Raw genomic sequence first — 17,337 nt, forward strand, 5'->3', positions numbered from 1 at the left:
CCACTCCTTCACGTTAATGAATGCATTCACGACGTTTCGATGCGCTCGATCTGCACCGGCACGCCGGACAACCACGACATGTAGCTCAGCGGCTCGATGGTGTGCGCGCTCGTCGGCATGAGCGCGTTGCAATTGGCGCCCGCCTTGCGCGAAGCAACGGACAACCCATAGGCGTGTGTATTGCCGTGTCCATGCGTCATCGCCACTGCGCCCGGCCGCAAGCCGTTGTCGATCAGCACCCGGGTTTCGAGGCTTCCATGCTCGTTGAACACGCGTACCGCATCGCCATCGTGCAGGCCGCGTGCCGCTGCATCTTCAGCGCAGATGTTCAGCGGATTGATGCTCTGCCGGCCACGCCGGAATCTTTCCGAATTGGCGAGCCAGCTGTTCTGCATGTAGCGCGTGCGCAGCGAAATCAGTCTCAGCGTATTGCCCGGCTCCGCGGCGCGTTGCGCGAAGATCGCATGGCAGCGCGCGAAGAGTCCTGCTTCGACGAACGCCTTGGGGAAGCAATCGATCTTCCGGTCTTCGTGCTGAAGACAGCGCTCCAACAGCACCGCGCGATCCTCTTCGGCAAGCATGGCCGTGTGTGCGGGCATCTTCCGGAGCGCATCGATCGACAGATCTCCCGCCGCCAGCAACTGCTCGATCTCCTGCACGCCATCGCTGCGATCGGGGCGGCTGTCGAACGGCGACGGCAGGCCCATCGCCTGCGCGATACGGGCGAGGATCCACCATCCGCTGCGTCGTCCCGCTGCTGGCGCCTGCATTTCGTCGGTGTACTGAACATAGGGAACGGACTGCATCCCGCTCGCCAGCAAGTTGATGTCCTTGCGCTCGAGCCAGTCGGTTGCGGGCAGCACGTAGTCGGCCATCTCGCCTGTTGCGTTGCGAAAGAGATCGACGCTCAGCATGAGTTCGAGCTTTTCACACGCTGCGCGCAGGCGATCGCCCCCGCCTACCGTAAGCAGCGGGTTGCCGCCCAGCACGATCAGCGCGCGCACGTCGCCGCGCTCGATGAACGACGGCAGCAGTGCCGCGGGCATGACCGCATGCCCCATCGGCTCCGGCACGCTGAAACGCCCGAGGGACGTTTCCATCGGCCGTACCGGCGAAGCCGGCGCGAACGCATTGAATAGCCCGGTGGGCTTGTACGTGCCGCCCCGGCGCCCGAGGTTTCCTGTCACGAAGTTGAGCATCTCGACGAGCCAGTAACACAGGATGCCCTGCTGACTTTGATTGAGCCCGGTCGCCATATAGACGGCTGCGGACTTCGCCGCGAGCAGTTCGTCGGCCACTTCGGCCACGGCCTTCGCATCGAGCCCGATGACCGGCGCCACCTTGTGCGCCGGATAGGCCCGGCAAAAGTCCCTGAGCGCATCGGCGTGCTTGCCGTAGCGCTGCACCACCGCTTCGTCGATGCCGCGGCGCAGATCGATTTCATGCAGCAGGGCCGCAAGAAAATAGACATCCGTGCCGGGCTTGATGCGCAGCGTCGGCCCGGTTTCGACGGTGGAGGACTCGGTCTTGCGCGGATTGACGAAGCGGACCTTCCCCCCGCGCCGAACGATCCGCTTGAGGGTATCGCCGCCGTCGTTCGGCGTTGAGAACAGCACCCAGCGTGAGACCCCCGGGTTCGAGCCGAGACACAGCAGATAGTCGGTGTGGGCGAGGTCCGGCACCATCAATGCCATGGGCGAACCATAGATCTCGCCCGCCGCGACGAATTTGTTGGCCGTATCCTGCGTATTCGCACTGAAGCGCATACGCGTGCCGATCGTGTCCTGAAACTGGCCGAGCGACACGAAGGCCGCCGTGTCGAAGGACCATGGATTGCCCATGTACACGGCAATCGCATTCGGACCATGCCGGTCGCGAACGGCTTTGAGCCGGCCGCCGAGGTCCGCCATGGCGGAATCCCAGTCCGTCTCGACGAATTCGCCACGCGGCTCGGCACGCGGATTCATGCGTTTCTGCGGCCAGTTCACGCGATCGCTGTGATCGTGCACATCAAGGAACGAGAGCCCCTTGTGGCAGGCCACGCCGCCGCCCGGATGGCCCAGATCGGGGCTCAGGCGGATGACTTTTCCGCTATCATCGAGTTCGGCCTGCAACGGGCAATGCGGGTCGCAAATGCGGCAAAAGGTGTGTTTCGTATGCGCCAAGACGATGGCTCCCAGTCGAGTGCGAGTATCAGCGCGCGGCCTGCGCGCAAGCCAGCATGCGCGCGACGTCGCTCATCTTTACGCGCGGCCGCCCGGCCTCGCGCCCCGCGTCCTTTTCCGCGCGGTCGATTGCCGACCAGTCGCGGCGCTGCACGAGATCGGGCTGCTTTTGCATGACGCGCGCGAATACCTCGTTCTTGTCCAGGCGCGCGCGCGGCAAGCGACGGTTTTTCGCATCGTCGATCAGGCAATCGACCGTCTCGCGCGCGCATGGCTTGTTGCTGCCGATGATTCCGCGGCAGCCACGCTTGATCCAGCCGGTCACGTAAGTGCCCGCGAGCCAGCCCTGCGCGTCGACCACGCGCCCGCCGACATTGCGGATGACGCCGCGACGCTCGTCGAACGGCAAGCCGGGGAATGGTCCACCGCGGTAGCCGATGGCCCGCAGCACGAGCCCCGCACGCAACACCGATCGTTCGTCCGTGGGCTGCGCGATCAGTTCGCCTCGGGCGTTGCGCTCCAGACGATTGCGGGCGACCACGACCTGATCGACCTTCGCGCTGCCGCGCAATTCGACGGGCGAGCTCAGAAAGCGCAGGACGATGCGCTTGTTGCGCGCATGGCGCGGACGAGCGGCGAGCCGATCGAGCGTCGCCGCCTTGCGCCGGGCCTCCCAGCTCAGGGGCTCGTCGTCGGCTGGCGAGCCGCCTTCCACGAGGACGTCGACGCCTTGCAGATGCTCGAGCTCCTCGAGTTCGGGATTGTGGAACGCGCCCTGCATAGGGCTGCGCCGGCCGAGCACGACCACCTCGCGAACGGCGCTGCGGCGCAATGCGTCGAGCGCATGATCGGCGATGTCGGTGCGCGCCAGCTCCGCCACCGGCGTCGTCAACATGCGAGCGACGTCCAGCGCGACGTTGCCGTTGCCGACCACCACTGCCCGCTCGGAGGACAGATCGAAGCCGAGATGCCGGTAGTCGGGATGACCGTTGTAGAAGCCGATGAAATCGCACGCCGCCCAGCAGCCCGGCAAGGTCTCGCCAGGAATGCGCATGCGCGTGTCGCCGCTCGCCCCGACCGCGTAGACTACCGCGTCGTACCATGCGGCGAGTTCCGCATGAGCGATGTCCGCGCCGATCTCAACGTTGCCGAAAAAGCGTACGCGCGGGTCGTTCAAGTGAAAGTCGAAGAGCCGGTCGACCACCCATTTCTTTTCCGGGTGATCGGGGGCGACACCGGCGCGCACGAGGCCCCAGGGATTGGGCAAACGCTCGAAAACGTCGACCTCGAACGCGAGCTCGCTCGTTTCGAGCAGATGTCCGAGCGCATACATCGCGGCCGGACCAGCGCCGACGAGCGCGACCCTGAACGGAGGCATCATGCCGATTCCCTCTTGGCGAGGAAGTAGTCCTTGTTGACCTGCGCGTAATGGCGCCACTTCTCCGGCAGGCAGCCTGCTTCAAAGATCGCCGAGACAGGACAGACTTCGACACAGGCGCCGCAGTCGACGCAAGCGTCGGGATCGATATACAACTGCTCTGCGTCGCCGAAATCCTCATCGGCCGCACGCGGGCCGATGCAGCCGACCGGGCAAATCTCCACGCACGAATAGTCGGCCACGCATGGCGCCGCGATTACATGAGCCATCGCTACTCCCTGGTTATTCCCTGTTGTCGATCCTTTCCCGCCCGTCGCGGTGGCCGTTACGCCTGCGCGCGCTGCAGCACCGCGTGCCGCGTCATGCCGCGACGAGCGCGTCGATCGCCTTGCGGCCCTCGTGCAGGGCGGCGTCGACCGACGGCTCGCCCATCGCCAGCCCTTCGGCGCGCACCACGCTCACGTCGCTCAGACCGATGAAGCCGAGGACCGCACGCAGATACGTCTCCTGGAAATTCATCGCCTGTGCCGGGCCGTCGCTGTATACCCCGCCGCTCGCCGTGAACAGGTAGACCTTCTTGCGCGTCACGAGACCGACCGGGCCATTCTCCGAATAGTTGAACGTCACGCCGGCACGCGTCACGTGATCGATCCATGCCTTGAGCGCCGAGCTGATCGAAAAGTTGTACATCGGCGCGCCGAGCACGATGACGTCGGCTTGAAGCAGCTCATTCACCAGGGCATCGGCCAGCGCAATGGTTCGCGCCTGCTCGGGCGAATGCTGGTCCGCCGGCGTGAAGAAGGCGCCCATCATCTGCTCGGTCAGATGCGGCACCGGCTCGCGCCCCAGATCGCGTTCGATCACGACGTCGCCGGGGTTCGCCGCCTTCCACTTGCTCACGAATTCGGTCGAGAGCTGGCGCGAAACCGAACCCGTATTGCGGATGCTGCTGTTGATGTGAAGGATGGTCGTCATGGTGGGTTGCCCTGAAGAGTTGAGTGACGCGACGCCCGATGGCATGGACAGCGTGTAGAGGCATCCTGGCAGATGCCGTCCTCTTCGATTAGCGGGGGGAAGCGGATTTCATTCGTCCACGATCGGCAGCAATCGGTCGTGCGCAGCGCACTCGTCCATTTCTGGACGGGTGCACTCCAGCCGCGCCGGCTAGTCAATGCCCCGAGTGGCTGCCTACATTGATCGCATGCCCTCGCCGGCCAACGCGCGGCTTGAACCCGAACCCATGGTGCTATCGATGAACGCGCTCGCCTCGCCCACCTCACTCGCCCAGGCTGCCCGGATTCGGGCCGCCGACCCGGTTATCGATATGAGCCAGCCACTCGATCGCGAAGTCCAGCGCACCGGCGTGTGCCAGCGCATTGCGAGCTCGCGCGCGAGGCTCGTGCTGGTCCACGCGCCGGCCGGCTTCGGCAAGACGACCGCCATAGCACAGGCTCGCAACTGCCTCGGCGACCTCAACGTGCATACCGTCTGGGTCTCGCTCGATCGTGCGGACAACGACGTTCCCCGCTTCCTCCGCGGCCTGCGCGCGGCGATTTCGGAGAGCGGCGTCGACGAAATCCCGCCCGGGACGCCGCTCGACATGCTGAAAACCCTGGCGCGCGACGTCAGGGCGTTCACGCTCGTGCTCGACGACTTCGAGAAGCTGATCGAGCCCGCCGTCATCGGGCTCATCCGCGAGGCGGTCGAGCATCTGCCGCGCAATGGCCAGATTCTCATCGGCACGCGCGTGCAGCCCGATCTCGGCATCGCGCGCCTGCGCGTACAGGGCGAATTGCTCGAAATCGACGCCGAAAGCCTTCGCTTCACGCCGTCCGAGGCCCAGGCGCTCTTCAACCTGCGCTTGCCGAACCCGCCCTCGCCCGATCATGTGAGACGCCTGTACCGGAAAACCGAAGGCTGGGCCGCGGCGCTCTCGCTGGCCGCGCTGTCGCTCGCGCGGCGCGACGCGCACGGCGACTTCATCGAGCGCTTTTCGGGCGCGCACGGCGACGTGGCAGCCTATCTGGCCGACGACGTGCTCGCGCAACAGCCGGCGGATATCCGCGAGTTCCTGCTTCGCACCAGCATTCTTCGCCAGCTCGATCCATCGTTGTGCCAGGCGTTGAATCCGGGCCTCGACGCGAACGGCATCCTGGAGAGGCTCGTCGCCACGCACCTCTTTCTCACTCCGGTCGAGGGCAAGGAGCCGGCGTGGCGCTACCACAGCATGTTCGCCGATTATCTAAGCGCACAATTGCGCGCGGAGCGGCCCGACGAAGCGCTGCGCCTGCATCTGGCGGCGGCCGGCTGGTACGAAGAGCGCCGGCGCCCCGAATCCGCTATCGACCACGCGCTCGAAGGCGGCGATGCACCGTATGCAATGTCGCTGCTCGCCCAGCACGCCGACTGCTTTCTCGAGCAAGGCCGCATGCGCCTGCTCGCGCGCTGGTTCGATGCGTTGCAGCCTGAGGAACTCGCCGTCAATCCCCGCCTGCAGGTCATCGCGGTCTGGGCAACGGCGTTCACGCATGGGCCACGCCAGGCCATGGCGCTGCTCGAGCACTCAGGCTACGCGAACAGCGCAGATCCGCTGGTGCGCGCCCATGTGAACGGGCTGCGCCCGATGCTCCTCGCGATGATGGATCGCTTCGAAGACGGCTATGCGCTCGGCCGGCAGTGCCTGAGCCATCTCCCCACGCCGAGCGCGTTTGCCGACGGCGTGCTGTGCAATTCGATGGGCCATATCGTGTCCGTGCTCGGTCAGCACGAAGAGGCGCACCGCCTGTTCGACACGGCACGCCACGTGGAGAACGCGAGCGGCTTCATTCGCATGCACACGGAGGCGGCCGAAGGGCTCGTCGACCTGCAACTGGGACGCATGCGCAAGGCCGCCGCGCGCTTCCGGCTCGCGGTGGACTCGGCGCGCGCGCATTCGTACAACCTCACCAAAGGCAATGCGTGGGCCGGTGTGCTGTACGCCAGTTCGGTCTACGAGACGGACGATGTCGAGCAGGCGGAGCATCTGCTCAATGTCTACCTGCCGCTCGCGCGCGACGTCGGCCTGCCCGATCACATCATCGTGGGCTACCGGATCGGGTCGCGGATCGCCTTCCAGCGCGGCGAAGTCGATCAGGCGCAACGCCTGTTGAGTGAGCTCGAATACCTGGGCACCGAACGTCAGTTGCCGCGTGTCGTCGCCACGGCGCGTCTCGAACGCGCCCGGCTTTTGCTGCTGCAGGGACACGCGGCACTCGCTCGCGCGGAACTGAATCACGCCGACGAGCCGGATCTGTGGCAGCGCATCGCGCGTCTGAGCCTGCCCGCCAACGAAGTCGATGATCTCGTGATAGGCCGCGCGCGCTGGGAAATCGCGTTCGGCGACGTCGACGCCGCCCTGACGCTGCTCGAACGCGAGCTCGCCGATGCCCAGCGGGCATCGCGCAACACCCGCGCGCTCAAGCTGCGCCTGCTGGCCGCGCTCGCGCTGCATGGCAAAGGCGAAACCCGCTTCGCCATCGATATGGCCGCGCCGCTGCTGTACCACGCCTGTCAAGAAGGATTCGCCCGACTGATTCTCGATGAAGGTGCGCAAGTCGCGCCGCTGCTCGAACAATGCTGCACGCTGGCCGAGGGCGGAGGCGCGCACCGCGACGACCCCATTCTCGGCGAGTATCTGCACCGGTTGCTGCAGGTCCTTGGGCCGTCCCGCGCCGCTGCTTCGCCCAAAACGCCGGCGTGCGAGGGCATGCTCCTCGAGCCGCTGACGCGCAAGGAGCTGCGCGTCCTGAAGCTGCTGGCCGAAGGCTACTCGAATGCCGCAATGGCCGAAAATCTCTTCGTATCGGACAGCACGGTGCGCACGCACCTGCGCAACATCAACAGCAAGCTCAACGCGCGCAGCCGCACGCAAGCGGTGGCGATCGCACGCAAGCTCGGCCTGATGGCCTGAGCGCCGACCCACCAGCACGCACCGAGCGCAAGCGGGCGAGCCGAACCGCTCGACACGAGCGGGGCGGCGCCTACTGAAGCCGCTCCACGATGGTCACGTTGGCCATGCCTCCGCCCTCGCACATTGTCTGCAAACCGTAGCGTTTTCCCCGTTGTGCGAGCGCGTGAATCAGCGTCGTCATCAGCTTGGTGCCGGACGCGCCCAGCGGATGCCCGAGAGCAATCGCCCCGCCGTTGACGTTCAGGCGAGCCGGGTCCGCGTCGAGTGCCGCCAGCCACGCGAGCGGAATCGGCGCGAACGCCTCGTTGACTTCGTACAGGTCGATGTCCTGGATGCTCAGCCCTGCTCTCTGCAATGCGCGCTGCGTGGCGGGAATGGGTGCTTCCAGCATGATCACGGGGTCGTGCCCGAGCACGGACATATGATGGACACGCGCGAGCGGCTTTGCGCCGAGCATCTTCAGCCCGCGTTCGCTGACCACCATCACGCCCGATGCGCCGTCGCACACCTGGCTCGACGCCGCCGCCGAGATCACGCCGCCTTCCTGCAGCGTCTTCACGCTGCGAATCCCGTCGAGCGACACGTCGAAGCGGATGCCCTCGTCGGTTGCGTGCAGTTCGTCGCCGATTGCGCCTTCGGGGCCGATCGCCGGCACCGGAACGATCTCGTCGGCGAAAAGGTGCTCGCGCGTGGCGTCGATCGCGCGCTGGTGACTCTCGAGCGCAAAGCGGTCCAGTTGTTCGCGCGACAAGCCATATTTCGCGGCAATCGCCTCGGCTCCCGCAAACTGGCTGAACTCGACGTGGTCATAGCGCGCTGCGACGCGCGCACTGATATAGCCACCCATGCCGTGCTTGAGCGCCACCGTGTTCGCGGAGGCGAGCGGCACGCGCGACATGAGCTCCACGCCGGCCGCAATGACAACGTCCATGGTGCCCGACATGACCACCTGAGCGGCGAAGTGCAACGCCTGCTGCGAAGACCCGCATTGACGGTCGATCGTCGTACCGGGCACCGAAATTGGCAGCTTCGAGGCGAGAATCGCGTTGCGCGCGATATTCATCGATTGCTCACCGAGCTGGCTCACACAGCCCATGATGACGTCGTCCACCGTCGCGGGGTCGGCCCCGGCGCGATCGATCAGCGCGTCGAGCACCTGCGCGGCAAGGTCCGACGGATGCCAGCCCGAGAGACGACCATTGCGCCGTCCGCCCGCGGTGCGCGCAGCGGCAACGATATAAGCTTCAGCCATATTGACCTCGTGAATGCGTGAAACAGCAGGGTTTCCGGAGCACCGCACTTGAACGGCGCGGCGCTCGTGTCACGGTCAATGTACGCGCGGGGATCGCCTGGCCCATCGTCCGATGCGACGATTTTGCGGCGCTGCATGATGTCGTTGTTCGCCAGCATGCGTTCGCGAGGAACGCCCCGGCACGCAGACATTAGATGAGCGAAGCGAGCGGCTCGATGAGCTTCGTTTCGAGCAGTTTCGCGCTCGTGAATTCGATGAACGCGCCGACCGCGCGCGGCAGTTGCCGCCGGTTCAGATAGACGAGATAGACCCCGACGCGATGCAATCCATACTCCGGCAAGACGACTTTCAGACGGCCGGCCGTGACGTCCTCGGCTACCATCGCGCAGGGCAGCAGCGCAATGCCGAGGCCGCTGCGCGCAGCGCCGAGCTGCGCCTGAATGCTGTTCGCGTGGAAGCGCCCGCGCACCGCGACTTCGACCTGCTCCTGCGGCCCGTCGAGCCGCCAGATCGTATAGCCGGTCGGGTTCGTGGGCGCGGCAATGCATTCGTGATCGGATAGATCGGCGGGTGCATCCGGCTCGCCGTGCACGTCGAGATAGCCGGGACTGGCCACGAGGCTCGCGCCGGTCCAGCCGATCTGGCGTGCAATCAGATTCGGCTCGATCGCCTTGCCGATGCGAAATGCGACGTCGATGTTTTCGCCGAGCAGATCGGCGCGTTCATCGCTGAGCACGAAATCCAGCCGAACGCGCGGATTCGCGGCGAGGAACTCGCCCATGACGTCCACCGGGACGATATAGAAGAAGTCCGCCGGCAGCGCGACGCGCACCCTGCCGCTGGGGCTCGAATTGCCCTCGGCGATCTCCTGCGTCGCGCTCGTCAATGTTTCGATCTGCCCGGCACACTGGGCGAAGAGGCGCTGGCCGGCGTCGGTCAGCACGAGCCGGCGGGTCGAGCGCTGCATCAGGCGCACGCCCAGCTCCCGCTCGAGCTCCTGCACGCGCCGGCTAGCGGTATTGGCCGGCAAGCCGAGGCGCCGCGCCGCCTCGGCGAAGCTGCCGGCGCTCGCCACGCTGATGAAGAGCGCAACGTCGTTCAGATCCACCATCGACAGTCTCCTGGTCTGGATGCTTGAAGTCCGGTTTGCGCACTAGTCTACTCCGGGACGCCCCGGCTACGGCTCACGCGGTACGCACCTGCGCCGACTGACGACGGCGGTCGAAACTGTATGCGTTGGCACCGAACGCCAGAACCTGAATCAGGCCGCCGGCAATCGCGAGGTTCTTCAGGAAGTGAAACATCTGGTTCTGGTCGCCGAACGCATGGTGGAAGACCAGCGCCGTGGCGATCGAGTAGATGGCCAGCAACGTCGCCACCAGTCGCGTTTGATAGCCGATCACCAGCAACAGGCCGCCGCCGAGCTCGAGCGCCGTCGCGGCGACGAAGCTGGTGACAGGCGCCGGAAATCCGGCGTAGGCGATATAGCCCATGGTGGCGCTGGGCGCGGCGAGCTTGCCGATTCCGCTGAAAATAAAGACGGTTGCGATGAGGATGCGGCCTAGCAGAGCGAAGGCGTCGTGAGTGTTGGCAGAGTTTGATTTCATGGCGTTGGCTAATGAAGGCGAATTGGAAAAGGTACCGGTAGGGCATCGCTCATGCGCGGTGCCCGTGAGATAAATCGTAGGCAGCACCGCATTTCGCGACTAGACGGATAGAACGGATTTCACTCGTCCAGAATCGCGGCGAATTCCGTGGCCGACGTATCGTCGAAATAGCGGCCATTGCGCCTCGCGAGTGCGCGCAGGCCCATGGGTGCTTCATAGAGGCGCCCGAGCGGCGCCATGCGCTCGCACGCCGCGACGACCTCGCTCGCCCCGAGCGTGTCCGCATAGCGGAGCGCGCCGCCCAGATGGCGAGGAAAGCCGATTCCGAGGACGAGACTCATGTCGATGTCGGCAGCGGACCGGGCGACCTGCTCGTCGAGGCAGCGCGCGGCCTCGACGAGCATCGGCAGCATCATGCGCTGCACGATCTCGTCCGCGGGCAGGTCGCGCGCGCCGCCCGGCTGCACTCCGGCGAGCAGTGCATGCGTGTCGCCGGTCGGCTGCTTCTGTGGGCGACCTTTCGCGTCCGGTTCGTAGCGATAGAAGCCGAGCCCGCTCTTTTGCCCCAGGCGTCCCTGCGCCGCCATCAAGGCAACCGCGTGCGGGCCGTCGACGTTCATGCGCGGCGTATAGCCGGCGCTGATGACGTCGATGACGTGCGAGGCGGTATCCATGCCGACGACGTCCATCAGCCACGCCGGACCCATCGGCCAGCCGAACGCCTCCATTGCCGAGTCGATTGCGACGAAGTCCACCCCATCGCGCACCAGCAGCAAGAACGCCACGACATAGGCGGTCAAGATGCGGTTGACGAGGAAGCCCGGGCAATCGGCGACCACGACCGGCGTCTTGCCGATCGACCTCGCGTATTCGACAGCCGTGGCCACGGCCGTCGCCGAGGTTCGCGGACCGCGCACGATCTCCACGAGCGGCATCGCGGGGACCGGATTGAAGAAGTGCATGCCAACGAAGTTCCCGGGCCGCGCCAACGCGCTGGACAAGTCGGCGATCGACAGCGAGGACGTATTGGAGGCCAGCACTGCGTCGCCGGCCAGCCGCCGCTCGACGTCGGCCAGCACCGTGCGTTTGATGTCGAGATGCTCGACCACGGCTTCGATGACGATGTCCACGTGCTCGAAGCCATCGAAGTCGAGCGCCGCAACGATCGACTCTTTCACCTTGCGCGCCTGCTCGGGCGGCATCTTGCCGGCGCCGACCTGCTTGTCGAGCAGCTTCGCCGCCTCGCGCATGCCCAGATCGAGTGACGCCTGCGCAATGTCCTTCATGATGGTCGGCGTACCGTGCAATGCGCTCTGATACGCGATTCCGCCTCCCATGATGCCGGCGCCGAGCACGGCGGCACGGCGCACCGGATTAGCGACGTGCTCCGCATCGCGGTTCTCGCGATTTGCCGCTTGCGTGTCGACGCTCGGTGCGGCTTCGTCGAACTGCGCCAGCGCTCGCTGCAGTCTTGCGCGGCATTCGCCGACGATGCGCTCGATGAGCACTTCGCACGTCGGAATATCGTCGATGAGCCCCACGACCTGGCCAGCCGTGATGATCCCGCCGTCGATCTCGCCCTGCGCGAGCGCAGCCTTGCCGCGCGCACCCGCAACGAGCGGATGAATGTCCTTGAACTCGCATCCGCCAGGACGCCGCTCGATCGCCACCACCTCGTCGGCGATCGCATTCTTGAACACGCGCGCGGTATTGGACAAGGTGCGAAAGATCAGCTGCGTGTCGCGCTCGGACGCATTGACGAGCGCGTCCTTGATGCGCGGGTGTATCGGGGCTTCGACGGTCGCGCAAAAACGCGTACCCATGTTGATGCCCTCCGCGCCGAGCGCCAGCGCGGCGGCCATGCCCCGCCCGTCGCCGATCCCGCCCGACGCGACAACCGGAATATCCAGCGCCTGCACCGCGCGGGGAATCAGGATCAGTCCCGGAACATCGTCCTCGCCCGGATGGCCCGCGCATTCGAAGCCGTCGATGCTCACGATGTCGACACCGTTTCGCTGTGCCGACAAAGCATGTCTCACGGTCGTGCACTTGTGCACGATGACGCCGCCCGCAGCCTTGATTTTGTCGATGAACTGCTTCGGGCTATTGCCGGCCGTTTCGATGATCCTGACGCCAGCTTGCAACGCGGCATCGAGGTAGGCCTCATACGGTGGCGCACTCGCCGAAGGAAGGATCGTCAGGTTGACGGCAAAGGGCCGCGACGTCAGCGCGCGGCAGCGCTCGATTTCCGCGGCCAGCGCCTCCGGCGTCGGCTGGGTGAGCGCAGTCAAGGTCCCGAGGCCACCGGCGTTCGACACCGCGGCAGCCAGCTCGGCGGTGCCCACCCACATCATGCCACCCTGAATGATCGGGTAGCGAATCCCGAGAATATCTGTCACGCGCGTCTTCATGCTTTGAGCTTCCTCTCGTCGAGCCCCAGATCGCGACCGATGATCTCTTTCATGATCTCGCTGGTGCCGGCAAATATCTTCGATACACGCGCATCGGCGAACATGCGCGCAATGCGGTATTCCTCCATGTAGCCCGCGCCGCCATGCAGTTGCACGCACGCGTCGATCACGTCGTTTTCGAGCTCCGTCGCGAGCAATTTCGCTTCCGACCCGAGTACGGACGTCAGTTGCTGCTCGTTCGCCTCCATCACGCAGTGATCGACGAGGGCCTGCACGGCGTCGATGCGCGCGCGCATCGACGCCATCTCGAAGCGCACGTGCTGGAACGTGCCGACCGGCTTGCCGAACGCCGCGCGCTCCTTCACATAGTCGAGCGTGATGTCGAACGCCACCTGAGCATGGGCAATCGAGCCGATGGCAACTTGCAGCCGCTCGTGCGCGAGCAGTTCCGACATGTAGACGAAGCCCTTCGCCGGGTCGCCCAGGACATGGCTCTTCGGCACTTTCACGTCGTCGAAAAACAGCTCGGTCGTGTCCTGCGCGTGCAGCCCGATCTTGCGCAGCTTGTTGCCCCGCTTGAAGCCGGGCATGTCGGCCTGCACCACGAAGAGGCCGATGCCATGGCGGCTGCCCGGCACCGTCCTCGCCGCAACGATGACAACGTCGGCCTGACTGCCGTTCGAGATGTACGTCTTCGCACCGTTGAGCAGCCAGTGGTCGCCCATGTCCCGCGCCGATGTCTTCATGCCCGCGAGATCGCTACCCGCGCCGGGCTCCGTCATCGCGATTGCGAGAATGGTCTCGCCGCGCATCGCGGGCGGGAGGAAGCGGGCCTTCTGTTCGTCCGTGCCGAACGCGCCGAGATAAGGCGCGACGACACGCGAATGCAGATTCATGTAAAAGCCGACCTCGCCGTGGCGAACGTTTTCTTCGTAGAGAATCTGCTCGAAGCGCAAATCGGTAATCCCGAGTCCACCGTACGCCTCCGGCACCCACATGAGCAGATAGCCTTGCTCGCCGGCCTTGAGGAATGCCTCGCGATCCACGAAGCCCTGCTGCCGCCACCGTTCGGCATGCGGGCCGATTTCCCCCTGAAAGAAGCGGCTGACCGTATCGCGGAACGCAACGTGTTCCGCTTCGAAATGAGTGCGTCGCATGTTCCAGTGCCCTCGTGCGTTCCGTCATGCCTGATTGGGGTAGAACGATTCGTCGGTACTCGCCCGCGCGCGCAGCCATGCCGAAGGCCGGTAGCGCTCGCCGAACTGCGACGCGAAGCCATCGCACTCGGCCACGAAGGCGCTCAAGCCCGCCGTATCGATCAACGACAGCGTGCCACCCGTCCACGCCGGAAAGCCCAGACCGAACACCGCGCCCAGATCCGCGTCGGCCGGCGCCGTGATGACGCCTTCCTCCACGCAGCGGGCGGCCTCGAGCGCCTGGATGCACAGCAGCCGGCGCTTGACCTCCTCGACATCGGGCTGGCGCTCCAGCGCGGGGTAAACATCCTGCAGACCCTCCCACAGATGCTTGCGCGCACCGGCCGGATAGCTGTAGAAGCCCATCACCGTCTTGCGGCCGAGGCGGCCAAGCGCGTTCATCTTCTCGATGACGCGCGCCGCGTGCAGGCGCAGAAAGCGGCTCGGCAAATCGTCTGCGCGCGCCTGGTCCAGCACTTTCTTCTGGAGATCGAGCGAGACCTCGTCGGCGACCGACAGCGGCCCGGTCGCCATGCCCGCCTGTTTCGCTGCGTTTTCGATGAGGGCCGGCGCGATGCCTTCAGCGAGCATCGCCATCCCTTCGTCGATATAGGCGCAGAAGATGCGGCTCGTGTAGAACCCCGGGCTGTCGTTCACGACGATCGGCGTCTTGCGCAACTGCCGCACGAACCCGAGCGCGTACGCGAGCGTCGACGCCGACGTCTCGCGTCCCACGATCACCTCCACAAGCGGCATCCGCTCGACCGGCGAAAAGAAGTGCAGGCCGACGAACTGCGCCGGGCGCGCGCTGTGTGCAGCGAGCCCCGTGATCGGCAGCGTCGACGTGTTGCTCGCGAACACGGCGGACGCTGGCAGCACCGCATCGGCCCTGCGGATCACGTCGGCCTTGATCTCGCGATGCTCGAACACCGCTTCGACAACGAGATCGCAGGCCGCGAGCGCGCCAAAATCGTCGGCGGGCGTGATGCGGGCGAGCGCTTCGGCCACGGCCTGCTCGTCGCGGCGTCCTGCAGCGCGCTCCTTTCCGAGCGTGGCGAAACAGCGCTGCTTGCCCTTCTGTGCCGCGTCGAAGTCCGTGTCGAGCAGTACGACGTCGATGCCCGCGACGGCGGCAGCGAGCGCAATGCCGCTGCCCATCATGCCCGCGCCGAGCACGCCGAGCTTCGCGACTTTTGCTCCGCCTGATCCCTTGCCGGCGGCCAGCTTGTTGACGAACAGCGTGCGCATCATGTTGCGCGCGACCGGCCCCGCGAGCAGCGGCCCGAAGTAGCTCGCCTCCACGCGCAATGCGACGTCCAGCGGCAATTGCGTCCCTTCGTACACGCTCGAGAGGATCGCCGCAGGCGCGGGATAGTTGTCCTGTGTCGTCTTGCGCAGCGCCGCCGCGCCGAGGCCGAACGTGCGCGGCGCATGCAGCGCCAGTGCGCCCGCGCCGCCGCGCATGCGGAAGCCCTTGACGTCCCACGGCTGGAGCGCATCCGGATGTTGCAGCACCCAGGCACGCGCGCTCGCGTAGACGAGATCCGCGGGCACGACGCTGTCGACGAGCCCCAGCGCCAGCGCGTCCGCGGGGCCGACTTTGCGCCCCTCGAGCAGCAGCGGCAGCGCGCGCTCGATGCCGATCATGCGCGGCAAGCGCTGGGTGCCGCCCGCGCCGGGCAAGAGGCCGATCGTCACCTCGGGCAGGCCGACCACGGCGCGCGGGTCGTCCGCGAGCACTCGGTAGTGGCACGCGAGGCACAGCTCATAGCCGCCGCCGAGTGCCAGACCGTTGATGGCGGCAGCAACGGGCTTGCCGCAGGTCTCGAGACGGCGATAGGTCAGCGAGGCCTCCAGCGTCAGATCGCGCGCCGCCCGAGCACTCAGCCGCCGCTCGTAAGCGGTGACGAAGTCCTTCAGGTCCGCCCCGGCGACAAACGCGCCGGGCTTGGCCGAAGTCAGGACGGCCCCCTTGATGTCGCTTCGCGCGCGAATCGTTTCGGCAACTTCCGCAAGATCCGCAAGCAGTTCGGGCACCAGGACGTTGACCGGACGCCCAGGCACGTCGATCGCCACAGTCGCGACGCCCTCGGCGTCCACCTTCAAGTCAATGGTATTCATGGTGATCGCTCACACCCGTTCGATGATTGTTGCCGTTGCCTGCCCCGCCGCCGCGCACAGCGTGACCAGTCCCGTGCGCAGGTCGCGCCGCTCCAGCTCGTCGAGCAGGGTGCCGAGCAGCATCGCGCCCGTCGCGCCGAGCGGATGGCCAAGCGCGATGGCACCGCCATTCACGTTGACGCGGTCGTGAGAAATGCCGAGCGCCTCCATGTAGGCCAGCGGCACGACCGCGAATGCCTCGTTGATTTCGAAGAGATCGATATCGGCAATGCGCATGCCGAGCCGCGCCAGCAGCTTCGTGGTGACCGGCATCGGCCCGCCGAGGCTCAGCAGCGGCTCCGAGGCGAGCGACGCAAACCCGCGAATCCGCGCACGCGGCACAACGCCATTGCGCTCGCCGAACGCGCGGCTGCCAATGAGCACGGCGCTCGCGCCGTCGACGATGGCGCTCGAATTGCCGCTCGTATGGATGTGATCGATTCTCTCGATGTGCGGGTAGCGCTGCTGGACGATCGCGTCGTAGCCCGCATCGCCGGGTTCGGCAAACGAGGGCCGCAGTTGCGCGAGATCGTCGCGCGTGGTCCCGGGACGAATTGCCTCGTCGCGCTCGAGCACCGCGTCGCCGAGCACGTCGCGCACGGCGACGAGCGAGACATCGAAATGCCCGGCGTCGCGCGCATGAGCCGCGCGGCGCTGGCTCTCTACCGCATAGGCATCGATGTCGGCGCGCGTGAATCCGTGGAGCGCGGCCATGAGGTCCGCCGCCACGCCGTTGGGCACATAGGGGAACCGGCCCGCCAGGCGCGGATCGGTGTAGCAGGCGCCGCCGTCCGATCCAATCGGCACGCGCGACATGGATTCGACGCCGCCGCCGATGGCCGCCTGCACTTGCCCCGCGTGGATCAGGCTCGCGGCCTGGTTGACGGCGTCAAGCGCAGACGTGCAGAACCGGTTGATCTGATAGCCGGGAACGTTCTCGTCATAGCCGGCGTTGAGCAAGGCGAAGCGCGTAAGGTCCGCGCCCTGCTCGCCCACGGGCATCACGATGCCGAGGCCCACGTCATCGATCTGGCGCGTGTCGAGCCGGGTTCGGTCTTTCAGAGCGGCCAGCACCTGGCTCGCCAGTTCCACCGGAGGGACTCCATGCAGTGCGCCGCTCTCGCGTCCGCGTCCTCGCGGCGTTCTGACATGGTCGTAAATGAAGGCATCGGTCATTCTGCAATCCTGTCTATGGAAATCCGATGTTCATTGTGTTGAA

The 17,337-nt window shown here is 66.0% G+C and carries 12 protein-coding genes and 1 pseudogene; 1 reads left to right on the forward strand and 12 read right to left on the reverse strand.

Going from position 1 to position 17,337, the window contains the following annotated elements; all coding sequences use genetic code 11:
* Positions 1-26: 26 nt before the first annotated feature.
* The 4 genes from AB4Y44_RS20230 to AB4Y44_RS20245 all read right to left on the reverse strand — a co-directional run bounded on the left by AB4Y44_RS20230 (position 27) and on the right by AB4Y44_RS20245 (position 4,518).
* Positions 27-2,165, reverse strand: a complete 2,139-nt coding sequence (locus AB4Y44_RS20230; protein ID WP_368700683.1) for a molybdopterin-dependent oxidoreductase — start codon at positions 2,163-2,165, stop codon at positions 27-29.
* A gap of 28 nt (positions 2,166-2,193) precedes the next feature.
* On the reverse strand, positions 2,194-3,546 hold the full coding sequence (locus AB4Y44_RS20235; protein ID WP_368700684.1) for an FAD-dependent oxidoreductase: 1,353 nt from the start codon (positions 3,544-3,546) through the stop codon (positions 2,194-2,196).
* Positions 3,543-3,785 carry a ferredoxin family protein gene (locus AB4Y44_RS20240; protein ID WP_368700685.1) on the reverse strand — a complete coding sequence of 81 codons (243 nt, stop codon included), beginning with the start codon at positions 3,783-3,785 and terminating at the stop codon, positions 3,543-3,545. Before AB4Y44_RS20240 ends, AB4Y44_RS20235 begins: the two co-directional genes overlap by 4 nt.
* A 118-nt stretch (positions 3,786-3,903) precedes the next feature.
* Positions 3,904-4,518, reverse strand: a complete 615-nt coding sequence (locus tag AB4Y44_RS20245; protein ID WP_368700686.1) for an FMN-dependent NADH-azoreductase — start codon at positions 4,516-4,518, stop codon at positions 3,904-3,906.
* Between the two features lie 277 nt (positions 4,519-4,795).
* On the opposite strand from AB4Y44_RS20245, the gene AB4Y44_RS20250 reads away from it, so the two are divergent.
* Positions 4,796-7,492 (forward strand): LuxR C-terminal-related transcriptional regulator, encoded by a 2,697-nt coding sequence (locus tag AB4Y44_RS20250; RefSeq protein ID WP_368700687.1) that lies wholly within the window; start codon positions 4,796-4,798, stop codon positions 7,490-7,492.
* Between the two features lie 70 nt (positions 7,493-7,562).
* Here AB4Y44_RS20250 and AB4Y44_RS20255 read toward each other — a convergent pair whose 3' ends face one another.
* From AB4Y44_RS20255 to AB4Y44_RS20290, 8 genes and pseudogenes are all read right to left on the reverse strand, one after another.
* On the reverse strand, positions 7,563-8,744 hold the full coding sequence (locus AB4Y44_RS20255; protein ID WP_368700688.1) for an acetyl-CoA C-acetyltransferase: 1,182 nt from the start codon (positions 8,742-8,744) through the stop codon (positions 7,563-7,565).
* A 190-nt stretch (positions 8,745-8,934) separates the two neighbouring features.
* The gene (locus AB4Y44_RS20260; protein WP_368700689.1) at positions 8,935-9,855 is read right to left on the reverse strand and encodes a LysR family transcriptional regulator; all 921 of its coding nucleotides are present in this window, start codon (positions 9,853-9,855) and stop codon (positions 8,935-8,937) included.
* A gap of 73 nt (positions 9,856-9,928) precedes the next feature.
* Positions 9,929-10,351, reverse strand: coding sequence for a DoxX family protein (locus AB4Y44_RS20265; protein WP_368700714.1), 423 nt, complete (start codon positions 10,349-10,351; stop codon positions 9,929-9,931).
* 119 nt (positions 10,352-10,470) lie between these two features.
* A complete protein-coding gene (locus AB4Y44_RS20270) occupies positions 10,471-11,721 on the reverse strand; it encodes a 3-hydroxyacyl-CoA dehydrogenase NAD-binding domain-containing protein (RefSeq protein WP_368700715.1) in 1,251 nt (416 codons plus the stop codon).
* Between the two features lie 96 nt (positions 11,722-11,817).
* Positions 11,818-12,762: pseudogene (locus AB4Y44_RS20275) on the reverse strand (NAD(P)H-dependent flavin oxidoreductase); the annotation flags it as partial.
* Entirely contained in the window at positions 12,759-13,919 is a 1,161-nt protein-coding gene (locus AB4Y44_RS20280; protein ID WP_368700690.1) for an acyl-CoA dehydrogenase family protein, read from the reverse strand. The gene AB4Y44_RS20280 and the pseudogene AB4Y44_RS20275, both read right to left, overlap by 4 nt.
* Before the next feature lie 24 nt (positions 13,920-13,943).
* Positions 13,944-16,079, reverse strand: a complete 2,136-nt coding sequence (locus AB4Y44_RS20285) for a 3-hydroxyacyl-CoA dehydrogenase NAD-binding domain-containing protein (RefSeq protein ID WP_368700691.1) — start codon at positions 16,077-16,079, stop codon at positions 13,944-13,946.
* A 9-nt stretch (positions 16,080-16,088) separates the two neighbouring features.
* A complete protein-coding gene (locus AB4Y44_RS20290; RefSeq protein ID WP_368700692.1) occupies positions 16,089-17,294 on the reverse strand; it encodes an acetyl-CoA C-acetyltransferase in 1,206 nt (401 codons plus the stop codon).
* Between the last annotated feature and the right edge of the window lie 43 nt (positions 17,295-17,337).

Source organism: Paraburkholderia sp. BR10937 (assembly GCF_040965695.1).
Taxonomy (GTDB): domain Bacteria; phylum Pseudomonadota; class Gammaproteobacteria; order Burkholderiales; family Burkholderiaceae; genus Paraburkholderia.

Excerpts from the sequence above, each read along its gene's own strand:
- AB4Y44_RS20235 (WP_368700684.1), bottom strand. The coding sequence starts at position 3,546 with ATGATGCCTCCGTTCAGGGTCGCGCTCGTCGGCGCTGGTCCGGCCGCG.
- AB4Y44_RS20245 (WP_368700686.1), bottom strand. The coding sequence starts at position 4,518 with ATGACGACCATCCTTCACATCAACAGCAGCATCCGCAATACGGGTTCG.
- AB4Y44_RS20250 (WP_368700687.1), top strand. The coding sequence starts at position 4,796 with ATGAACGCGCTCGCCTCGCCCACCTCACTCGCCCAGGCTGCCCGGATT.
- AB4Y44_RS20255 (WP_368700688.1), bottom strand. The coding sequence starts at position 8,744 with ATGGCTGAAGCTTATATCGTTGCCGCTGCGCGCACCGCGGGCGGACGG.
- AB4Y44_RS20260 (WP_368700689.1), bottom strand. The coding sequence starts at position 9,855 with ATGGTGGATCTGAACGACGTTGCGCTCTTCATCAGCGTGGCGAGCGCC.
- AB4Y44_RS20265 (WP_368700714.1), bottom strand. The coding sequence starts at position 10,351 with ATGAAATCAAACTCTGCCAACACTCACGACGCCTTCGCTCTGCTAGGC.
- AB4Y44_RS20280 (WP_368700690.1), bottom strand. The coding sequence starts at position 13,919 with ATGCGACGCACTCATTTCGAAGCGGAACACGTTGCGTTCCGCGATACG.
- AB4Y44_RS20285 (WP_368700691.1), bottom strand. The coding sequence starts at position 16,079 with ATGAATACCATTGACTTGAAGGTGGACGCCGAGGGCGTCGCGACTGTG.
- AB4Y44_RS20290 (WP_368700692.1), bottom strand. The coding sequence starts at position 17,294 with ATGACCGATGCCTTCATTTACGACCATGTCAGAACGCCGCGAGGACGC.